This is a genomic window from Vibrio ponticus (genome assembly GCF_009938225.1).
Taxonomy (GTDB): domain Bacteria; phylum Pseudomonadota; class Gammaproteobacteria; order Enterobacterales; family Vibrionaceae; genus Vibrio; species Vibrio ponticus.
Window position 1 is genome coordinate 122810 of sequence record NZ_AP019657.1, and the last position, 20084, is coordinate 142893.

Consider the following 20084-nt stretch of genomic DNA (forward strand, 5'->3'; position numbering starts at 1 on the left):
ATTGAAAACGCCCTCGGATGAGGGCGTTTTACTATCGATAGTCTAGCTTTCAGATCTAGTCAAAATCGCCATGTACTTTGCGGTTAATATCATCGGCGACAGACTTGACGCCTTCATCGAACGTCGCACAGCCTGCGAGGGCTAAAAAGGTCAATACCACAGCAACGTACTTCTTCATCTAAAATTCCTTAGCTTCATAGTTTACTATTTCATCGTTGGATATAGCTTAGCAAAATTTGATTGCGCAACACTAAGCTCAATGGGCATATAACAAAAAGGCCACTCACCAGAGTAGCCTTCACAATATGGGTGTAACCTAGCGATGATAACTCGAACTAGGCTATCAGAGGCGTTATTTAAAACGCATCGATAGGTCCATTGCCTTCAGGTGTTTCGTTAAAGCACCAACCGAGATGTAATCCACGCCCGTTTCAGCGTACTCACGAATGGTCTCTAGTGTCACATTACCTGAGTTTTCTAGAGCGGCACGACCGGCATTAATCGCAACGGCTTCACGCATCATATCGGTGGTGAAGTTGTCTAACATGATGATGTCGGCACCCGCTTCAATCGCTTGTTTCAATTCATCTAGGCTTTCCGTTTCCACTTCAACTGGCTTACCAGGGTTAAGCTCTTGAGCAGTTTTGATCGCTTGAGAAATACCACCGCAAGCAATGATGTGGTTTTCTTTAATTAGGTAGGCATCGAATACGCCAATACGGTGGTTGAAACCACCACCACACGCTACCGCGTATTTCAGCGCGCTCCGTAGACCAGGAATCGTTTTACGCGTATCAAGTAAGCGGCAATCGGTGCCTTCAAGTTGTTTGGCGTATTGTGCAGTCATTGTTGCACAGCCTGACAGCGTTTGGATGAAGTTCATCGCGTTACGCTCACCAGTTAACAGCGCGCGAGCAGGACCAGAAAGCGTGCATAGCACTTGGTTTGGCTCGACTTTGTCGCCATCTTGAACATGCCACTCAATCGTTACTTCACCACCTAGCTGTTTAAACACTTCGTCAGCCCAAGCTTGACCACAGAACACACCGTGCTCGCGGGTGATGATGGTCGCCACGTTGTGCGCATCAGCAGGAATTAGACTTGCGGTAATGTCGTTGGCTGCATCAAGTGTGCCGCCTAAATCTTCTTTTAGCGTTTCGCTGACTGCTCGTGAAATTTCTAGTGGCAGTTGCTGCTTCAAATATTCAAGACGCTCTTGGCTGTTGTGTGTGTTTTTCATCGCAAATCTAATACGCAGTTGAACAGAGGAAGGCATGATACGCTGACTGCGAGTGAAATTCAGCCATTAATCTCGCATTTTAATGGCAAAAAGTTAAAATTAGTGACCATTATGGAGAGTGAGAAATAGCCTGATGATTGATTCTCAAGGTTGGTACAAGTCAGCTCGTCACGTACCTTCGCCGTTTTTTGACCAACGCAGCGATAGCCAAGATGTTTCGCTATTGGTGATTCATAACATCAGCTTGCCACCGGGGCAGTTTGGCGGTCCTTATATTGAGCAGTTTTTTCTTGGTCAATTGGATCCTGCCGAGCATCCATTTTTTCAGGTGATTCACAAGATGGGCGTGTCAGCCCACTGCTTGATCCGCCGTGATGGTGAAGTGGTGCAGTTTGTGTCGTTTCTTGATCGGGCTTGGCATGCAGGCGCATCCAGTTTTGCCGGACGCGAGCGTTGCAATGATTATTCGATTGGAATTGAGATGGAAGGCAGTGACTATGTGGCTTATACCGATGAGCAATATCAAGCGCTCACCACGTTGACTCAAGATTTAATGATTCACTATCCGCAGATCACGCCTGCGCGTATTACCGGGCACCAATACATTGCGCCGCTGAGAAAGACCGACCCAGGTTTGGTGTTTGATTGGACGAGGTTTCGCGGGTCGCTCAACGCTTAGGAACGCCCGAGTCGGGCTTACGGACAACGGAACGCTTCGCTTCGGGAACACTTCGTTACGGAGTATGGAACTCACAATCTAGTTCATATCAATTCTCGAAGCTTGCGTTAAAAACGCAAGCGTTCCGGGCGCGAAGTGGTTTTATCGCTTCGCATTCCGTCGTCCCGAATCCTATAACGATTCGTGATATTCCGTTAGCACTTGCTCAATCCAAGTGGCAATGCGCTCGTCACTGAGATCGTATTGCGAATCTTCATCCAGCGCTAAGCCAACAAACATGCTGCCGTCTTCTGTCAGTGCTTTTGAGGCTTCAAATTGATATTTCTCGTCGTTTGGCCAGTAGCCAATCACCGTTGCGCCGGCTTTTTTGACTTCATCGTGCAGTAGCCCCATCGCATCGAGGTACCATTCGCCGTAACCCTCTTGGTCACCTAAGCCAAATAGTGCCACGGTCTTGCCTTGTAGAGATACACCGCCAATAGTGTCCCAAATTGCTTGCCAGTCTTCTTGGATTTCACCGAAATCCCAAGTGGAAATGCCCAGTAGCAGCAAGTCGTAATCTGCCATCATTTCTAGTGGCGTTTGTTTTACATTGTGAATGTCGACCAACTCTTCACCAATGATAGCGCGCATCTTTTCTGCTGCCATTTCGGTGTAGCAAGTGGTTGAACCATAAAATAGACCGATTTTCATCATTGTGTATCTTTGTTGTTGAGCGGTTGGCGAATTCTAACCATAAAATGGCGAGCTTTGCAGCGAATATCGGCGGTTAATTCGATTTTTTATGGCTTTATTAGCTGTACGCATTTACAGTAAAGCCAATTGTTACAACGAAATTTAGAGAGTTGTTGTGTCAGAATTTATCTCGCCGGATCACGGTATTGTTGAGCAGTTCCTCGATGCGATGTGGATGGAGCGTGGGCTTTCAGAGAATACCCTGTCTTCTTATCGTACGGATTTAGTCAAGCTGCTGGCATGGATGCAAGAACACAATTATCGACTCGATTTTATTAGTCTTTCAGGTTTACAGGAGTATCAAACCTGGCTGGTGGATCAAGATTATAAACAGACTTCCCGTGCGCGTATGCTCTCGGCGATTCGCCGTTTGTTTCAGTACCTGCACCGCGAAAAAGTGCGCAGTGATGATCCCAGTGCACTATTAGTCAGCCCTAAATTGCCTAAGCGTCTACCGAAAGATTTGAGTGAGGCGCAGGTAGATGCGCTACTGAATGCACCAGATCCTAACGATGCCATGGAACTGCGTGACAAGGCGATGTTGGAGTTGCTGTATGCGACGGGCTTACGTGTGACGGAATTAGTCAGCCTGACCATGGAAAATGTCAGCCTGCGTCAAGGGGTCGTGCGAGTCACGGGTAAAGGGGGGAAAGAGCGTTTAGTGCCGATGGGTGAAAATGCTATCGAATGGATTGAAACTTTTATCCAACAAGGGCGGTCTGAGTTACTTGGGGAACAAACCTCTGATGTGGTTTTTCCGAGCAAACGCGCGAGACAGATGACTCGTCAAACGTTTTGGCATCGTATAAAGCACTATGCTGTAATTGCAGGGATTGATACTGAGCTATTGTCACCCCATGTATTGCGTCATGCCTTTGCAACGCACTTGCTAAACTATGGCGCAGATCTCCGTGTTGTACAGATGTTACTTGGACATAGTGACTTGTCGACGACACAAATCTATACTCACGTCGCAACCGAGCGATTGAAGCAGTTGCATAGCGAACACCACCCAAGGGCATAACCCCTTGCTTTGGAAACTATTTAAGGTGAAAACAATGAGCGTATTACGCCGAATGACATTACTTGCGCTGCCACTTCTAGCAGTGTCTTCTTTTGCTAGCGCGAGTTCCGAAAGTGAATTTAATAAGGCTGAATTGGCAGAGCGTTTTGCCCAGCTTGGCTTGCAAGTAAATGACGTAGTACCGGCAGACATTAAGGGTTTAGTTGAAATTCAAACCAATGGTGGTGTGCTGTTTGCTTCTCCGGATGGTCAATACTTCTTGGCAGGTACTTTGTATAAACTGGATAACAACGGTCAGTACAAAGATGTATTAGCAGAGCGTCAAGCACCAATCAATGCCGCTAAAATTGAAGCGATGAAGGACTCAATGATTGAGTTTAAAGCGGATAACGAAAAGTATGTGGTGACGGTATTCACTGATATTACCTGTGGTTACTGTGTGAAACTGCACAATGAGATGCAAGGTTACAACGACTTAGGTATCACGGTTCGTTACATGGCATTCCCACGCCAAGGCGCGGTTGGCAGTGTAGCGGATCAAATGGCATCGATTTGGTGTGCAGACGATCAGCAAGCGGCGATGCATGATGGCAAAGTAAACCGTAAGTTCCCAGCACAAGGTGAGAACTTTAAACAGTGCCAAGAGACGATTCAAAAGCATTACATGCTAGGTCGTGAACTGGGCATTAGCGGCACGCCAGCAATCTTCCTACCAAATGGTGAGATGGTCGGTGGTTACTTACCACCAGAAAAACTACTGCAACGTCTACAACAGAAATAACCTAAGGAAATAGGCTCGATAGAGCCTATTTTTTATTTTGATATGATAGAAATTCAACGCCGTCCTGAGCAGGACACATCACTGCTGCCTGATACCATTGCGCCCCTGCTCAAGCGTATTTATTTGTCGCGTGGTATTACTTCTGTCGAGCAACTCGAAACAGGCGCTCGCGGTTTGCACTCATTTCAGAAATTGCATGGTATTCAGCTGGCGGTGGAATTGCTGTTTGCGGCGATAAAAACCAATCAGCGTATTATCGTGGTCGGTGACTTTGATGCCGATGGCGCCACCAGTTCCGCGTTATCGGTGCTTGCTTTACGTATGCTTGGCAGTAGTAATGTTGACTACCTCGTACCGAATCGCTTTGAAGATGGTTATGGTTTAAGCCCAGAGGTGGTCGATCAAGCCATTGAGATTGGCGCTCATGTGATCATGACGGTGGATAACGGTGTCTCTTCGATTGAAGGGGTGCGTTACGCCAAAGAGAAGGGGTTACAAGTTTTAGTGACCGACCACCACTTACCTGGTGGAGAGTTGCCTATTGCTGATGCGATGGTAAACCCGAACTTGCAAGAGTGTGCTTTTCCCTCTAAATCGCTTGCTGGTGTTGGCGTTGCTTTTTATCTAATGATGGCATTGTGCGTACACATGCGAAATTTGGGTTGGTTCCAACAACAAGGAAAACCAGAACCTAAATTAATGGAGCTGATCGATCTCGTTGCGCTGGGCACTGTCGCTGACGTAGTCGCGCTCGATGAGAATAACCGTATTTTGGTTCATCAAGGCTTACAACGCATTCGTGCAGGCTTAGCTCGTCCCGGTATTCAAGCGTTAATCGAAGTGGCTAAAAAAGATGCTAGCCGTTTAGTCGCTTCTGATTTTGGTTTTGCTCTTGGTCCTCGAATTAATGCCGCGGGGCGTTTAGATGACATGTCATTTGGGGTGGAGTTATTACTGAGTAATAACATCCATGCCGCGCGTCGTATGGCAAGTGAACTGGATGGTCTCAATCAAACTCGTAAAGAGATTGAGGAGGGAATGAAGCAAGAAGCGATGGCTTTTTGTGAGCGATTACAGTTTGGTGAAAATGCCAAATTGCCGTTTGGATTGGTGCTGTTCCAACGTGATTGGCACCAAGGTGTGATTGGTATCTTAGCCTCGCGTATCAAAGAGAAGTTCCACCGCCCAGTGATCGCTTTTGCCGATGGTGGTGATGGCATCATTAAAGGTTCTTGCCGCTCAATCCCAGGGTTGCACATGCGCGATACGTTGGATCGTATCGATACGCAAAACCCCGGATTGATCTTAAAATTTGGCGGGCACGCGATGGCGGCGGGTTTATCGATTGAAGAGAAAAATTTTGAACGCTTTGCCAAGTTGTTTGATCAGGCAGTGGAAAGTGAACTTGATGAAGCGGCGTTAAAAGGCGTAATTCTCTCCGATGGTGAGCTTAAGCCTGAAGAGTTTTCTATGCACGTCGCACAGATGCTTAGAGCGGGTGGACCATGGGGACAAGCCTTTCCTGAACCGGTTTTTGATGGTGAGTTTAAAGTGCTGCATCAGAAACTGGTCGGTGAAAAGCATCTTAAGTTGATGTTGGAGCCGTTATTTAAAGGTCATCCAACCAATATTATGATTGATGGTATCGCCTTTAATGTTGATTTACGCCGTTGGCCTGATGCGTCGGTCAAAACGGTGCATCTGGCTTATAAACTGGATGTTAATGAGTTCCGAGGTAATCAATCACTCCAGTTGCTCATCGATTCAATTGAAGCTAAGTAATAAAAATAAATCAACGCTCTATTTTATATAGAGCGTTGAATTTTATATAAAAATACAGTGTAAACAGAGATGTAAACCTCTATTTGTTGCAAAAGTGCTATTACTTTTCTTTTCAAAATAAGTATATAAATTTCAACATTTGTTCATTTTTCCATAAAACTTACCAATTATAGCGTGATCGCTAGCACGCCTTATTCCCGCCTGTTTATATTTTGTAATTGGTAAGACCAATCTCATTGCCTTATCTATTAACTATTGTTAATTATTGGTTACAGCAACCCCCATTCTATGATTTACATCAATTTTTGGCTGGAACTTGCCGCGTGGATATGTTAATTTCTACGCCATTGAAAATTGGTATTACCAATTACCTGCAAAGAGAAAACTATAAAAAGTATGGCTTATCAAAGGATTCGTCAGCCGAAGCTTTCTGATGTTATTGAACAAGAGCTTGAAAGGTTGATTGTAGAAGGAACATTGTCTCCGGGGCAGCAGTTGCCACCAGAGCGCGAGCTGGCTAAACAGTTCGATGTTTCCCGTCCTTCGATTCGTGAAGCCATTCAGAGACTAGAAGCAAAACGACTGCTAACCCGTCGTCAGGGTGGTGGTACGTTCGTCAGTGAGAAGATTTGGACGAGTTTTTCCGATCCTCTGCTAAATTTATTGTCTAGCCACTCTGAAACTCAGCTGGATTTACTGGAATCGCGCCATGCGATGGAAGGCATTTCAGCTTACTTTGCAGCATTGCGTGGTACCGATGAAGATTTTGCTCGTATTCAAGCCGCGCTAGAGAACATTAGCGCAGAACAAGCAAAGCAAGATGTTGAAGCAGAAGCCGCCGCGGTCATGCAGTTTCTTATTGCACTGACAGAAGCCGCCCATAACGTGGTGTTGCTGCATATCGTGCGCAGTCTTGCTCCTCTGCTCGAGCAGAACATTCTACAGAATTTAAAATTACTACACCGCCGTGAAGAGGTGGTGGAGAAAGTAAGTAAGCACCGAGCTAATATCGTGGATGCGATTGTTTCAGGTCAGCCAGAACAGGCACGTGAAATGTCTCACTCACACTTAGCTTATATTGAAGAAACATTGTTGGATTTGACTCGTGAAGAGTCTCGACGAGAGCGCTCTCTGCGTCGAATTCAGCAAGGTAACAACTCATAAGAGTTGTTGCTTAAATCAGTAGATCCAACCAACAGAAGGATAGATCGCCATGTCTGATATGAAGCATGACGTAGATGCACTGGAAACTCAAGATTGGCTAGAAGCACTTGAGTCAGTGGTACGTGAAGAAGGTGTTGAGCGTGCACAGTTTCTACTAGAAACCGTTCTAGAGAAAGCACGTCTTGATGGTGTAGATATGCCAACAGGTATCAATACTAACTACATCAACACGATTCCAGCCGCTCAAGAGCCGGCTTACCCAGGTGACACCACGCTCGAGCGTCGTATTCGTTCAATCATCCGTTGGAACGCAATCATGATCGTTCTACGTGCTTCTAAGAAAGACCTAGACCTAGGTGGTCACATGGCTTCTTACCAGTCAGCAGCAGCGTTTTACGAAGTGTGTTTCAACCACTTCTTCCGCGCAGCGAACGACGTAGACGGCGGCGACTTGGTTTACTACCAAGGTCACATCTCTCCAGGGATCTACTCTCGTGCTTTCGTTGAAGGTCGTCTAACTGAAGAGCAACTAGATAACTTCCGTCAAGAAGTGGATGGTAAAGGTATTCCTTCATACCCACACCCTAAACTGCTTCCTGAATTCTGGCAGTTCCCTACGGTATCTATGGGTCTTGGTCCTATCTCAGCGATCTACCAAGCTCGTTTCCTAAAATACCTAGAAGGTCGTGGTCTTAAAGACACTTCAGCTCAACGTGTATACGCTTTCCTTGGCGACGGTGAGATGGATGAGCCAGAATCACGCGGTGCACTATCGTTTGCAGCTCGTGAAAAACTAGACAACCTATGTTTCCTAATCAACTGTAACCTACAGCGTCTAGACGGTCCTGTAATGGGTAACGGTAAGATCATTCAAGAACTTGAAGGTCTATTCAAAGGTGCTGGTTGGAACGTAGTGAAAGTAATCTGGGGTAACAACTGGGATTCACTACTAGCAAAAGATACCTCTGGTAAGCTACTACAGCTTATGAACGAGACTATCGATGGCGACTACCAAACGTTCAAATCTAAAGATGGTGCTTACGTACGTGAACACTTCTTTGGCAAGTACCCAGAAACAGCGGCACTTGTAGCAGATATGACAGATGACGAGATCTTCGCACTTAAGCGTGGTGGTCACGATTCATCTAAACTATTCGCGGCATTCAACAACGCGAAAGAGACTCAAGGCAAACCAACTGTAATCCTAGCGAAAACCATCAAAGGTTACGGCATGGGTGACGCAGCAGAAGGTAAGAACATTGCGCACGGTGTGAAGAAAATGGACATGACTCATGTTCAACACCTACGTGATCGCCTAGGTCTACAAGATCTAATTTCAGACGAAGAAATGAAAAACCTTCCATACCTAAAACTGGAAGAAGGTTCGGCTGAATACAACTACCTACACGGTCGTCGTCAAGCGCTACTAGGTTACACGCCTAAGCGTCTACCGAAGTTCACTGGTGAATTCCAAGTGCCAGCACTGGAAGAGTTTGCTCCGCTACTTGATGAGCAAAAACGTGAAATTTCAACCACGATGGCATACGTACGTACGCTAAACATCCTGCTTAAGAACAAGCAAATCGGTAAGAACATCGTTCCTATCATTTGTGACGAAGCACGTACGTTTGGTATGGAAGGTCTATTCCGTCAGATTGGTATCTACAACCCACACGGTCAAGAATACACTCCAGAAGACCGCGGCGTAGTGTCTTACTACAAAGAAGCAACTTCTGGTCAAGTTCTACAAGAAGGTATCAACGAGCTAGGCTCAATGGCATCTTGGGTAGCGGCTGCAACATCTTACAGCACCAACAACCTGCCAATGATTCCATTCTACATCTACTACTCAATGTTTGGTTTCCAACGTGTAGGTGATATGGCATGGCTAGCTGGCGACCAACAAGCGCGTGGCTTCCTACTAGGTGCTACAGCTGGTCGTACGACACTAAACGGTGAAGGTCTACAGCACGAAGATGGTCACTCGCACATCATGGCGGGTACGGTTCCTAACTGTATTTCTTACGACCCAACGTTCGCATACGAACTAGCAGTTATCATGCAAGACGGTATCCGTCGCATGTACGGTGAGAACCAAGAGAACGTGTTCTACTACCTAACGCTAATGAACGAAAACTACGCAATGCCAGCAATGCCAGAAGGCGCTGAAGAAGGCATCCGTAAGGGTATTTACAAGCTAGAAACTTACGCAGGTTCAAATGCGAAAGTTCAGCTAATGAGCTCTGGTACTATCATGAATGAAGTACGTAAAGCAGCTCAAATCCTAAGCGAAGATTACGGCGTAGCGTCTGATGTTTACTCAGTAACATCATTCAACGAACTAACTCGTGACGGTCAAGATGCAGAGCGCTTCAATATGCTTCACCCAGAAGCGGAAGCGAAAGTACCTTACATCACAACTGTACTTGGTAAAGAGCCTGCAATCGCAGCGACTGACTACATGAAGAACTACGCAGAGCAAGTACGTGCGTTCGTTCCTGCTGAGTCTTACAAAGTACTGGGTACTGACGGTTTTGGTCGCTCAGACAGCCGCGACAACCTACGTCGTCACTTCGAAGTGAATGCAGGTTACGTTGTAGTTGCAGCCCTAACTGAACTAATGAAACGTGGTGAAGTTGAGAAATCAGTAGTTGTTGAAGCGATTAAGAAATTCGACATCGACACTGAAAAAACTAACCCGCTATACGCATAAGACAACGCTTAAGTAAAAGGTAGATAAGCAATGGCAATCGAAATTAATGTACCAGACATCGGTGCGGATGAGGTTGAAGTTACTGAGATTCTTGTAAGCGTTGGCGACAAGGTTGAAGAAGAACAGTCTCTAATCACTGTAGAAGGCGACAAGGCTTCTATGGAAGTTCCAGCTTCTCAAGCTGGTATCGTGAAAGAAATCAAAGTTGCTGAAGGCGACAAGGTTTCTACCGGTTCTCTAATCATGATCTTCGAAGAGGCAGGCTCTCCTGCTGAAGGTGCCGCTGAAGCGGCTCCTGTATCAGCTCCTCAAGCAGCAGCGGCAGCGCCTGCGGCGTCTGTAGCAAACGAGCTTAAAGAAGTTCATGTTCCAGATATCGGCGGTGATGAAGTTGAAGTTACTGAAATTATGGTAGCAGTAGGCGACAGCATCGAAGAAGAACAATCTCTAATCACTGTAGAAGGCGATAAAGCTTCTATGGAAGTTCCAGCACCATTCGCTGGCGTACTAAAAGAGATTAAAGTAGCCGCAGGCGATAAAGTATCGACTGGCTCACTAATCATGGTATTTGAAACAGCAGGTTCAGGCGCAGTAGCGGCACCTGTTGCGGCAGCGCCAGTAGCAGCGGCTCCAGCAGCATCTGCAGTTAAAGAAGTGAACGTTCCAGATATCGGTGGCGACGAAGTTGAAGTAACTGAAATCATGGTTGCTGTTGGCGATACAGTAGAAGAAGAGCAATCTCTAATTACTGTTGAAGGCGACAAAGCTTCAATGGAAGTACCAGCACCATTTGCCGGTACTGTTAAAGAGATCAAGATTGCAGCTGGCGACAAAGTGTCAACTGGCTCACTAATCATGGTATTTGAAGTTGCAGGTGCAGCACCAGTTGCGGCGCCAGTAGCAGCAGCTCCAGTAGCACAAGCGGCAGCACCAGTAGCAGCGCCAAAAGCTGAAGCTCCTGCAGCAGCAGCACCAGCAGCAAACGACTTCCAAGAGAACAACGAGTACGCTCACGCATCTCCAGTGGTTCGCCGTCTAGCGCGTGAATTTGGCGTTAATCTTTCTAAGGTTAAAGGTTCTGGTCGTAAGAGCCGTATCCTGAAAGAAGACGTACAAAACTACGTGAAAGAAGCACTTAAGCGTCTTGAGTCTGGTGCAGCAGCATCTGGTAAAGGTGACGGCAGCGCTCTTGGTCTACTACCATGGCCAAAAGTTGACTTCAGCAAGTTTGGTGAAACAGAAGTTCAGCCTCTATCTCGCATTAAGAAGATCTCTGGCGCGAACCTGCACCGTAACTGGGTGATGATTCCACACGTTACTCAATGGGATAACGCAGACATCACTGAGCTAGAAGCGTTCCGTAAAGAGCAAAATGCGATTGAAGCGAAGAACGACACTGGTATGAAGATCACGCCACTTGTGTTCATCATGAAAGCGGCGGCGAAAGCACTAGAAGCATTCCCAGCGTTCAACTCTTCTCTATCAGAAGACGGTGAGAGCCTAATTCTGAAGAAATACGTGAACATCGGTATTGCAGTAGATACACCAAACGGTCTAGTTGTTCCTGTATTTAAAGACGTGAACAAGAAAGGCATCTACGAGCTATCTCGTGAGCTGGCTGAAGTATCGAAGAAAGCACGTGCAGGTAAATTGACTGCGGCTGACATGCAAGGTGGCTGTTTCACTATCTCTAGCCTAGGTGGTATCGGCGGTACAGCATTTACGCCAATCGTAAATGCACCAGAAGTTGGTATCCTTGGTGTGTCTAAGTCTGAAATGAAGCCAGTTTGGAACGGTAAAGAGTTTGAACCTCGCCTACAACTGCCACTATCTCTATCATACGACCACCGTGTGATCGATGGTGCGGAAGGTGCGCGTTTCATCACTTTCCTAAACGGTGCGCTATCAGACATCCGTCGTCTAGTTCTTTAATTTAGACAAGACGAACGAGAGGCGGCATTATTGCCGCCTCCATTAACACTATTACCTGACAATTGGATTAAATACCTACTCAAACTGTGAGTATGTAAGGTCGAATTGCTGTCTAGCTCACAGGCTAAATTGATTTACTTTTCACATCGTTAACATCTCTGTAAAATATTGACGGTCTGAAAAGCTGTTTAAAACAAGCAAAAAGTTTGAACACATAACATCAATACCCATTCAGCCTGTTAGGGATAATGACTACAAGAGGTCAAAATGAGCAAAGAAATTAAAGCCCAAGTTGTTGTACTTGGTTCTGGTCCTGCTGGTTACTCTGCTGCATTCCGTTGTGCAGACTTAGGTCTAGAGACCGTTCTAGTTGAGCGTTACAGCACTCTTGGTGGTGTATGTCTTAACGTAGGTTGTATCCCATCAAAAGCACTACTGCACGTATCTAAAGTTATCGAAGAAGCAAAAGCGATGGCTGAGCATGGTGTTGTGTTTGGTGAGCCACAAACTGACATCAGCAAAATCCGTATCTGGAAAGAAAAAGTTGTTAATCAGCTGACCGGCGGTCTAGCTGGTATGGCGAAAATGCGTAACGTAACAGTGGTTAACGGTTATGGTAAATTCACTGGTCCTAACTCAATCCTAGTTGAGGGCGAAGGTGAGTCTACAGTAGTTAACTTCGACAACGCGATCGTTGCGGCGGGTTCTCGTCCAATTAAACTACCATTTATCCCACATGAAGACCCACGTATTTGGGATTCAACTGACGCGCTTGAGCTAAAAGAAGTACCAGAAAAACTTCTTATCATGGGTGGTGGTATTATCGGTCTAGAGATGGGTACGGTTTACCACTCGCTAGGTTCGAAAGTGGATGTGGTTGAGATGTTCGACCAAGTTATCCCAGCGGCGGATAAAGACATCGTTAAAGTATTCACTAAGCGCATCGAGAAGAAATTCAACTTGATGCTAGAAACTAAAGTAACGGCAGTTGAAGCGAAAGAAGATGGTATCTACGTTTCAATGGAAGGCAAGAAAGCACCTGCAGAAGCTGAGCGTTACGATGCAGTTCTAGTTGCTATCGGTCGTGTACCAAACGGTCTGTTGATTGATGGTGAGAAAGCGGGTCTTGAAATCGACGAGCGCGGCTTTATCAACGTTGATAAGCAAATGCGTACTAACGTACCGCACATCTTCGCTATCGGTGACATCGTTGGTCAACCAATGCTTGCGCACAAAGGTGTGCATGAAGGTCACGTAGCTGCAGAAGTTATTTCTGGTAAGAAGCACTACTTTGACCCTAAAGTTATTCCTTCAATCGCTTACACTGAGCCAGAAGTGGCATGGGTTGGTAAGACTGAGAAAGAAGCAAAAGCAGAAGGCATCAACTACGAAGTGGCAACATTCCCATGGGCAGCTTCAGGTCGTGCAATCGCATCTGACTGCGCTGACGGTATGACTAAGCTTATCTTTGATAAAGAGACTCACCGTGTTATTGGTGGTGCTATCGTTGGTACTAACGGTGGTGAACTACTAGGTGAAATCGGTCTAGCGATCGAGATGGGTTGTGATGCGGAAGATATCGCACTAACTATCCACGCTCACCCAACGCTACACGAGTCTGTTGGTCTTGCGGCTGAAGTATTTGAAGGTTCAATTACTGACCTGCCAAACAAGAAAGCAGTGAAGAAGAAAAAGTAAATACTCTTCTTTGAGCTAGATTTTAAAACCGCTGAGTAATCAGCGGTTTTTTTGTATCTGAACAGGAATAAAAAAAGCTGATGTTTTCACATCAGCTTTGTCCATTACCACAAATGTTACTCGGCGGTTTTGTAGATGCACAGCATATTTAGATAGCTATCTGCGAGCTTGACGAGTTCGCTATGCTCACGACTACGATTTGCTTGTACAAACAGTGAGTAGCAAATGCCGTGGAATAGTGTTGCGAGATCTTCTGGATCATGCTCATCACATACTTCACCGCGCTGTTGCGCCTTGATAAACATGTTTTTCACCAACAGTTGGTTGGTGCGATTGGTACTGACAAACAGTGGCCAAACTTCATCGCGCGTCGATGCGCTCCACTCAAACCATACTTTCAACCAATCGCAATCTTGAGCGATAAGGTCGAGCATTGAGCTAGTGATGTTTTCCAAATTTTCTTTTGCGTGCAGATCAAGGTCGATATTGTCTGATAAGAAGTTCGAGAATTGGCGAACTACGTAGTTAAGTACATCATCAACCAAATCTTCACGAGTCGGGAAGTAGTTGAAGACAGTCGCGACTGAAACTTGTGCAATTTCAGCAATATCAGCATGACCACCGCGACCGATACCACGGCGAGCAAATACCTCGAGTGAGATATCCATCAGTTGTTGTTTACGCTTTTTGGGCGAAAGACGAGTTCGAGGTCTTTTTGCTATTGAGTCCATAAAGTTATTCCTTGCCAATAGAGTTGTTACCTTCCATGCGTTAATGACATTTTCAGTAGATGCTTTTAAATCGTGAGATTCAGAATTTGTAATACATCGAATGTAAATCAACGAGTTAAGGTGATATGGGCTTTGCCCTATTAATTATTTTGTTAATTGCATTTAGCGTTTATGAGTGTAATGGTGCATATGGGCGTGGTCAATGTTTTCAGTACATTTTATAATCACATTTATTATTAACGTGCGAGAGGTCATATTGTTTATGGGGCTGTATGCAAACTCTCAGGATTAGGTTTTTCCTTCCTCGAAGGCAGTGCTAAACTACGCGTTCGAAAAATTGTCAGTGTTTGGACTACTATTAGCCAAAGACTGAAACGACAAACGAGAATGGTATGAAACACACAGTAGAAGTAATGATTTCTGAGCAGGAAGTTCAGGAACGTGTACGTGAACTAGGTAAGCAAATCACTGAGCACTACCAAGGTAGTGAAGATCTCGTGATGGTGGGGCTATTGCGCGGCTCATTTGTATTTATGGCAGATTTAGCGCGCAGTATTGAATTGACTCACCAAGTCGACTTTATGACAGCGTCTAGCTACGGTAATACCATGGAGAGTTCACGCGATGTACGTATCCTGAAAGACCTAGATGATGACATCAAAGGTAAGGATGTATTATTGGTAGAAGACATTATCGATACCGGTAATACATTGGCGAAAGTGAAAGAGATCCTATCGCTTCGTGAACCTAAATCTATCGAGATTTGTACCCTATTGGATAAGCCATCACGTCGCGAAGTAGACGTCCCTGTGAAATGGGTTGGCTTTGAAATTCCAGATGAGTTTGTTGTGGGTGTTGGTATCGACTACGCGCAGAAGTATCGTCACCTTCCGTTCATTGGCAAAGTTGTTCCTCAAGAATAATTTGCAGATCATATGAGCAAAAAACCCATCATTGAGTGATGGGTTTTTTATTATCTAAAGCTTTGCACAGTTTGTTAGCGACAAAGTAGTTTGTAGTCTGGGTTCAGGATTTTATCCATTGCGGTTTGGTAAGACGCTTCGACAGTTTCGATCGAGTGAGAGCGAATACCTAAATATTCTAAACGCCCATCTTCAATACCATAGACCACACCATGAATTTCGACTTCCTGATCGCGTTCCCAAGCATTTTGCATAATGGTTGAGTTGCCAAGGTTGTACACTTGTTCCGCTACATTGAGTTCAGCCAGCTTATCGGCTTTATCGAGCTCCGGCATTTGATCTAGGTAAGAACGATGTTTGAAGTAGATATCGCGAATGTGGAGTAGCCAGTTATTAATTAGACCCAGTTTAGGGTTTTCAATCGCGGCATTAACACCACCACAGCCGTAGTGACCACAAATGATGATGTGTTTTACTTTGAGGACGTCGACAGCGTATTGGACAACGGAAAGGCAATTAAGGTCGGTGTGGATGACAAGGTTAGCAACATTGCGGTGAACGAAGAGCTCACCAGAAAAAAGTCCAGTTAAACGCTCGGCAGGGACTCGACTATCGGAGCAACCAATCCAAAGAAAATCGGGTTTCTGTCCTTCGGCAAGCTTGGCAAAATATTCCGGTCGTTCAGATTTAATTTCTTCCGACCACTTGGAGTTGTTATCAAAGAGCTGTTTGATTTTCGGCATGGTAGTGCATATATCCCTAAAGTTTCTAGGCGATAATATACACAATGTTACAAAATCGATCCCGTTAAATATACGTTCTGCGGTACTCATCTGACTTGTTATCGTGGCAAAACACATAAACTTGGCGGCGAAAAAGGCATTTGGCTCGATTTCCTCTCGATCTTGCGCCAGTTAACACATTTAAGTGAATCTAAACATTTGTTACAGTGACAAAAAACTTTTCGCATATTACAGGGAGCAATATGTTGTTCGGAGAGCGTTTTAAAGACATCAACTTCAAAGGCGATCTATTTGGTGGTGTCACCACCGCGATAATATCTCTACCTTTGGCATTAGCCTTTGGTGTCGCCTCAGGAGCAGGAGCAGAAGCGGGTCTTTGGGGCGCGATCATGGTCGGCTTGTTTGCCGCACTATTTGGTGGTTCGTCGACACTGATTTCAGAGCCAACCGGTCCGATGACAGTGATCATGACAGCGGTACTGACTAGCATGATGGCGAAGTACCCGGAAACGGGCATGGCGATGACTTTTACCGTAGTGATGATGGCCGGCGCTTTTCAGATTTTACTGGGGACACTAAAACTCGGTAAGTACGTCACTTTAATGCCCTATAGTGTGATATCCGGATTTATGTCAGGGATAGGGGTTATCCTGATTATTCTGCAGATCTCGCCATTACTTGGTCATGCCGCTCCTTCTGGTGGTGTAATTGGTACACTTAAAGCTCTGCCGGATCTTTTTGCCAACATCAAATTTTCAGAGCTTTTTCTCGGAGCTCTAACTCTTGGCATTCTGTTCTTCTTTCCGCAAAAGTACCGTAAATACATTCCGGCGCAGTTAGTCGCTTTAGTGGCGGTGACCTTATTGTCGGTTATGTTGTTTGATACCGATGCTATCCGTCGTATTGGTGAAATTCCGGCAGGTTTACCGTCACTGGTTATGCCGCATATTAATGCCGAGATGTTTACCACCATGATTATCGACGCTCTAGTCCTGGGTACGTTAGGTTGTATTGATACCTTGCTGACGGCGGTAATTGGTGACTCACTGACGCGTAAAGAGCATGACTCTGATAAAGAGCTGCGCGGTCAGGGATTAGCGAACATGATCTCTGGTCTGTTTGGTGCACTGCCAGGGGCTGGTGCGACAATGGGAACCGTCACCAATATTCAAGTTGGCGCGCGTTCTCCGTTGTCAGGTGTAATCCGTGCTTTAATGTTGGCGTTAGTGGTATTGGTGGCTGGCGGTTTAACCGAACCAATTCCAATGGCTGTATTGGCGGGTATCGCGGTGTATGTGGGTTTCAACATTCTGGACTGGAGCTTTATCCAACGCGCACACAAAGTCAGTATGCAAGGTATGGCGATCATGTACGGCGTAATGATGTTGACTGTGTTTGTCGATTTGATTGCTGCGGTTGGTCTAGGGGTATTTATTTCCAATATTATTATTATTGAACGTTTGAGCCGCGTGCAATCACGCCATGTCAAAGCGATCAGTGATGCGGATGAAGATGATGTGCCGCTAACCGAAGGTGAGCGGGCTTTACTCGACCAAGCGAATGGTAAGGTGTTGTTCTTCTACTTATCTGGACCAATGATTTTTAGTGTCTCCAAGGCGATTTCACGGCAGCATAGCAGTATCGCTGATTATGAAGCGATGATCCTTGATTTAACCGATGTGCCGATGATCGATGTTACCGTCGGCTTGGCTCTGGAGAATGCGATTAACGATGCGCTCGACGCCAATTGTGCGGTTTATTTACTGTGCCCTAATAAGCAGATATGGCAGCAACTTGAAAAGTTCCATATTCTTGATTTAGTACCAATAGAAAATACCTACTCATTCCGCTATGAAGCGCTACGAGCGGCAACTAAGCAGGTGGAAGGGAGTGATGAGCCTGTCTACTCCATCTAATTAAGGTGAGGTTATTGAACGCCGTGGGTTTACGCTCACGGCGTTTTTGTTTATTTCGCTAAGTGATAACCGTCGACGATAATATTTCGAAAAAAATCGAAAGGTTTAATTGTAATCATCGTCACTCGACGATAGACTTAACCTAATTGATAAAATCAGCCGCGGTATAACACACTGCGACGCAGAAGAATGAGAAGCTATGTACGCACTAGAAATAGACCAACTGCGTAAGACCTATGCAGGTGGTTTCGAGGCGCTAAAAGGAATCAGCCTCAATGTTGAAAAAGGAGATTTCTACGCACTACTCGGACCTAATGGGGCTGGTAAGTCGACCACTATTGGGGTGATCTCATCGCTGGTCAACAAAACTTCCGGTAAAGTCAAAGTGTTCGGCTTTGATATCGATCGTGACCTTGAACTTGCGAAGCAAAATCTAGGCTTGGTGCCACAAGAGTTTAACTTCAACCAGTTTGAAACGGTTGAACAGATCGTCATGCAGCAAGCGGGCTATTATGGTGTGTCAAAATCACTGGCGAAAGAGCGTGCTGAGAAGTACTTAACTAAGCTCGATTTGTGGGAAAAGCGTAAAGAACGTGCACGTAACCTTTCTGGTGGTATGAAGCGTCGTTTGATGATTGCACGTGCGCTGATGCACGAACCGCAGTTATTGATTCTTGATGAACCGACTGCTGGGGTAGATATCGAATTACGTCGCTCAATGTGGGAGTTTCTCAAAGAGATTAACCAAGAGCAGGGCATCACGATTATCTTGACCACTCATTACCTAGAAGAAGCGGAAATGTTGTGTCGCAATATCGGCATTATTAACCGTGGTGAGCTAATTGAAAACACCTCGATGAAGTCGCTACTGGCTAAACTGCATGTTGAGACTTTTATTCTTGATATTGAAGGCGAAGGTGAAGTGCCACAACTTGAACGTGTGGTCTCGCAACGTTTGGTGAATGGCTCACTAGAGATTGAAGTGGAAAAGACCCAAGGTCTTAACCCGGTATTTAGTCAGTTAACTCAAAGTGGTATTCAAGTGATGTCGATGCGCAACAAAGCGAACCGTTTGGAAGAGCTGTTTGTGAGCATTGTTCAGCAACAAACGCGAGGTGAAGGCTAATGTATCAACTTTATTGGACCGCCTTTTGTAGCTTATTGACCAAAGAGGTTAATCGCTTTACTCGTATTTGGGTGCAAACCTTAGTTCCGCCAGCGATCACCATGACACTCTACTTCATTATTTTCGGTAGCTTAATTGGCTCGCGAATTGGTGAAATGAATGGCTTTAGCTACATGGAATACATTGTGCCAGGCTTGATCATGATGTCGGTGATCACCAACTCATATTCAAACGTCGCTTCGTCATTTTTTAGCTCTAAGTTCCAGCGTAATATCGAAGAGCTGTTAGTTGCCCCAGTGCCTAACTACGTCATCATTTTAGGTTTTGTTATGGGCGGAGTCGTACGTGGCTTACTGGTTGGTACCATCGTCACTTTCGTTTCGTTGCTGTTTGTCGATCTGCAAGTTGAGCATTGGGGAATCATCATTGCCACGGTGTTTATGACTTCGGTGGTGTTCTCGCTGGGCGGTTTAATCAATGCGGTGTTTGCGCGCACGTTCGATGATATTTCGATTATTCCAACCTTTGTTTTAACACCACTGACATACCTCGGTGGGGTGTTTTATTCGATCAGTTTGCTACCAGAGTTTTGGCAAGGCGTATCGAAAATCAACCCGATCGTCTACATGGTCAATGCATTCCGTTATGGCTTCTTAGGCGTTTCCGATGTGGGCATCGGTATGTCATTTGCGGTGCTAAGCGTGTTTGTTGTGGTGCTGTATGCGGTGGCTCACTACTTGGTGACCAAAGGGATCGGATTGCGTTCGTAGCGGGTTGCGGAACGCTGCGCTACGGATGTGGGAACACATTGTTACGGAACCGCTGCGCTTACGGATGTGGGAACACGTTGTTACGGAATGCTGCACTTTCGCAGCGTTGAGCAAGTTTGTTTTACGA

General features: G+C 45.6%; 17 protein-coding genes. 12 read left to right on the top strand and 5 right to left on the bottom strand.

Features of this window, described 5'->3' with window-relative positions:
- Positions 1–55 precede the first annotated feature (55 nt).
- Positions 56–178 (bottom strand): hypothetical protein, encoded by a 123-nt coding sequence (locus GZN30_RS21415; RefSeq protein WP_269472795.1) that lies wholly within the window; start codon positions 176–178, stop codon positions 56–58.
- Positions 179–352: 174 nt separating this feature from the next.
- A complete protein-coding gene (gene nadC, locus GZN30_RS00620; protein ID WP_075649387.1) occupies positions 353–1240 on the bottom strand; it encodes a carboxylating nicotinate-nucleotide diphosphorylase in 888 nt (295 codons plus the stop codon).
- A 133-nt stretch (positions 1241–1373) separates the two neighbouring features.
- On the opposite strand from nadC, the gene ampD reads away from it, so the two are divergent.
- The gene (gene ampD / locus GZN30_RS00625; protein WP_075649386.1) at positions 1374–1919 is read left to right on the top strand and encodes a 1,6-anhydro-N-acetylmuramyl-L-alanine amidase AmpD; all 546 of its coding nucleotides are present in this window, start codon (positions 1374–1376) and stop codon (positions 1917–1919) included.
- A gap of 171 nt (positions 1920–2090) precedes the next feature.
- Here the strand turns inward: ampD and fldB are convergent, their stop codons facing one another.
- A complete protein-coding gene (gene fldB, locus GZN30_RS00630; RefSeq protein ID WP_075649442.1) occupies positions 2091–2612 on the bottom strand; it encodes a flavodoxin FldB in 522 nt (173 codons plus the stop codon).
- 157 nt (positions 2613–2769) lie between these two features.
- Here fldB and xerD point away from each other — a divergent pair, with 157 nt between their 5' ends.
- The 7 genes from xerD (at position 2770) to lpdA (ending at position 13748) form a co-directional block, all read left to right on the top strand.
- Positions 2770–3678, top strand: a complete 909-nt coding sequence (gene xerD, locus GZN30_RS00635; RefSeq protein WP_075649385.1) for a site-specific tyrosine recombinase XerD — start codon at positions 2770–2772, stop codon at positions 3676–3678.
- A gap of 34 nt (positions 3679–3712) precedes the next feature.
- Positions 3713–4459 (top strand): bifunctional protein-disulfide isomerase/oxidoreductase DsbC, encoded by a 747-nt coding sequence (gene dsbC, locus GZN30_RS00640; protein ID WP_075649384.1) that lies wholly within the window; start codon positions 3713–3715, stop codon positions 4457–4459.
- A gap of 42 nt (positions 4460–4501) precedes the next feature.
- Positions 4502–6241 carry a single-stranded-DNA-specific exonuclease RecJ gene (gene recJ, locus GZN30_RS00645; protein ID WP_075649383.1) on the top strand — a complete coding sequence of 580 codons (1740 nt, stop codon included), beginning with the start codon at positions 4502–4504 and terminating at the stop codon, positions 6239–6241.
- Positions 6242–6637: 396 nt separating this feature from the next.
- The gene (gene pdhR, locus GZN30_RS00650) at positions 6638–7405 is read left to right on the top strand and encodes a pyruvate dehydrogenase complex transcriptional repressor PdhR (protein ID WP_075649382.1); all 768 of its coding nucleotides are present in this window, start codon (positions 6638–6640) and stop codon (positions 7403–7405) included.
- Positions 7406–7454: 49 nt separating this feature from the next.
- Entirely contained in the window at positions 7455–10118 is a 2664-nt protein-coding gene (gene aceE / locus GZN30_RS00655; RefSeq protein ID WP_075649381.1) for a pyruvate dehydrogenase (acetyl-transferring), homodimeric type, read from the top strand.
- A gap of 30 nt (positions 10119–10148) precedes the next feature.
- Positions 10149–12050 (top strand): pyruvate dehydrogenase complex dihydrolipoyllysine-residue acetyltransferase, encoded by a 1902-nt coding sequence (gene aceF / locus GZN30_RS00660; RefSeq protein WP_075649380.1) that lies wholly within the window; start codon positions 10149–10151, stop codon positions 12048–12050.
- Between the two features lie 267 nt (positions 12051–12317).
- Positions 12318–13748 (top strand): dihydrolipoyl dehydrogenase, encoded by a 1431-nt coding sequence (gene lpdA, locus GZN30_RS00665; protein WP_075649379.1) that lies wholly within the window; start codon positions 12318–12320, stop codon positions 13746–13748.
- Positions 13749–13864: 116 nt separating this feature from the next.
- Here lpdA and GZN30_RS00670 read toward each other — a convergent pair whose 3' ends face one another.
- The gene (locus GZN30_RS00670) at positions 13865–14479 is read right to left on the bottom strand and encodes a LuxR/HapR/OpaR family quorum-sensing transcriptional regulator (RefSeq protein ID WP_075649378.1); all 615 of its coding nucleotides are present in this window, start codon (positions 14477–14479) and stop codon (positions 13865–13867) included.
- Between the two features lie 392 nt (positions 14480–14871).
- Between GZN30_RS00670 and hpt the strand changes: the two genes are divergently transcribed.
- The gene (gene hpt, locus GZN30_RS00675) at positions 14872–15402 is read left to right on the top strand and encodes a hypoxanthine phosphoribosyltransferase (protein WP_075649377.1); all 531 of its coding nucleotides are present in this window, start codon (positions 14872–14874) and stop codon (positions 15400–15402) included.
- Between the two features lie 74 nt (positions 15403–15476).
- On the opposite strand, the gene can is transcribed toward hpt, so the two are convergent.
- Positions 15477–16145, bottom strand: a complete 669-nt coding sequence (can, locus tag GZN30_RS00680; protein WP_075649376.1) for a carbonate dehydratase — start codon at positions 16143–16145, stop codon at positions 15477–15479.
- Positions 16146–16390: 245 nt separating this feature from the next.
- Here can and GZN30_RS00685 point away from each other — a divergent pair, with 245 nt between their 5' ends.
- The 3 genes from GZN30_RS00685 (at position 16391) to GZN30_RS00695 (ending at position 19957) form a co-directional block, all read left to right on the top strand.
- Positions 16391–18061: a SulP family inorganic anion transporter gene (locus tag GZN30_RS00685; RefSeq protein ID WP_171972062.1), complete on the top strand. Its 1671-nt coding sequence runs from the start codon at positions 16391–16393 to the stop codon at positions 18059–18061.
- 199 nt (positions 18062–18260) lie between these two features.
- On the top strand, positions 18261–19187 hold the full coding sequence (locus GZN30_RS00690) for an ABC transporter ATP-binding protein (RefSeq protein ID WP_075649374.1): 927 nt from the start codon (positions 18261–18263) through the stop codon (positions 19185–19187).
- Entirely contained in the window at positions 19187–19957 is a 771-nt protein-coding gene (locus GZN30_RS00695) for an ABC transporter permease (RefSeq protein ID WP_075649373.1), read from the top strand. The genes GZN30_RS00690 and GZN30_RS00695 overlap by 1 nt, the downstream gene beginning before the upstream one ends.
- Positions 19958–20084: the final 127 nt, after the last annotated feature.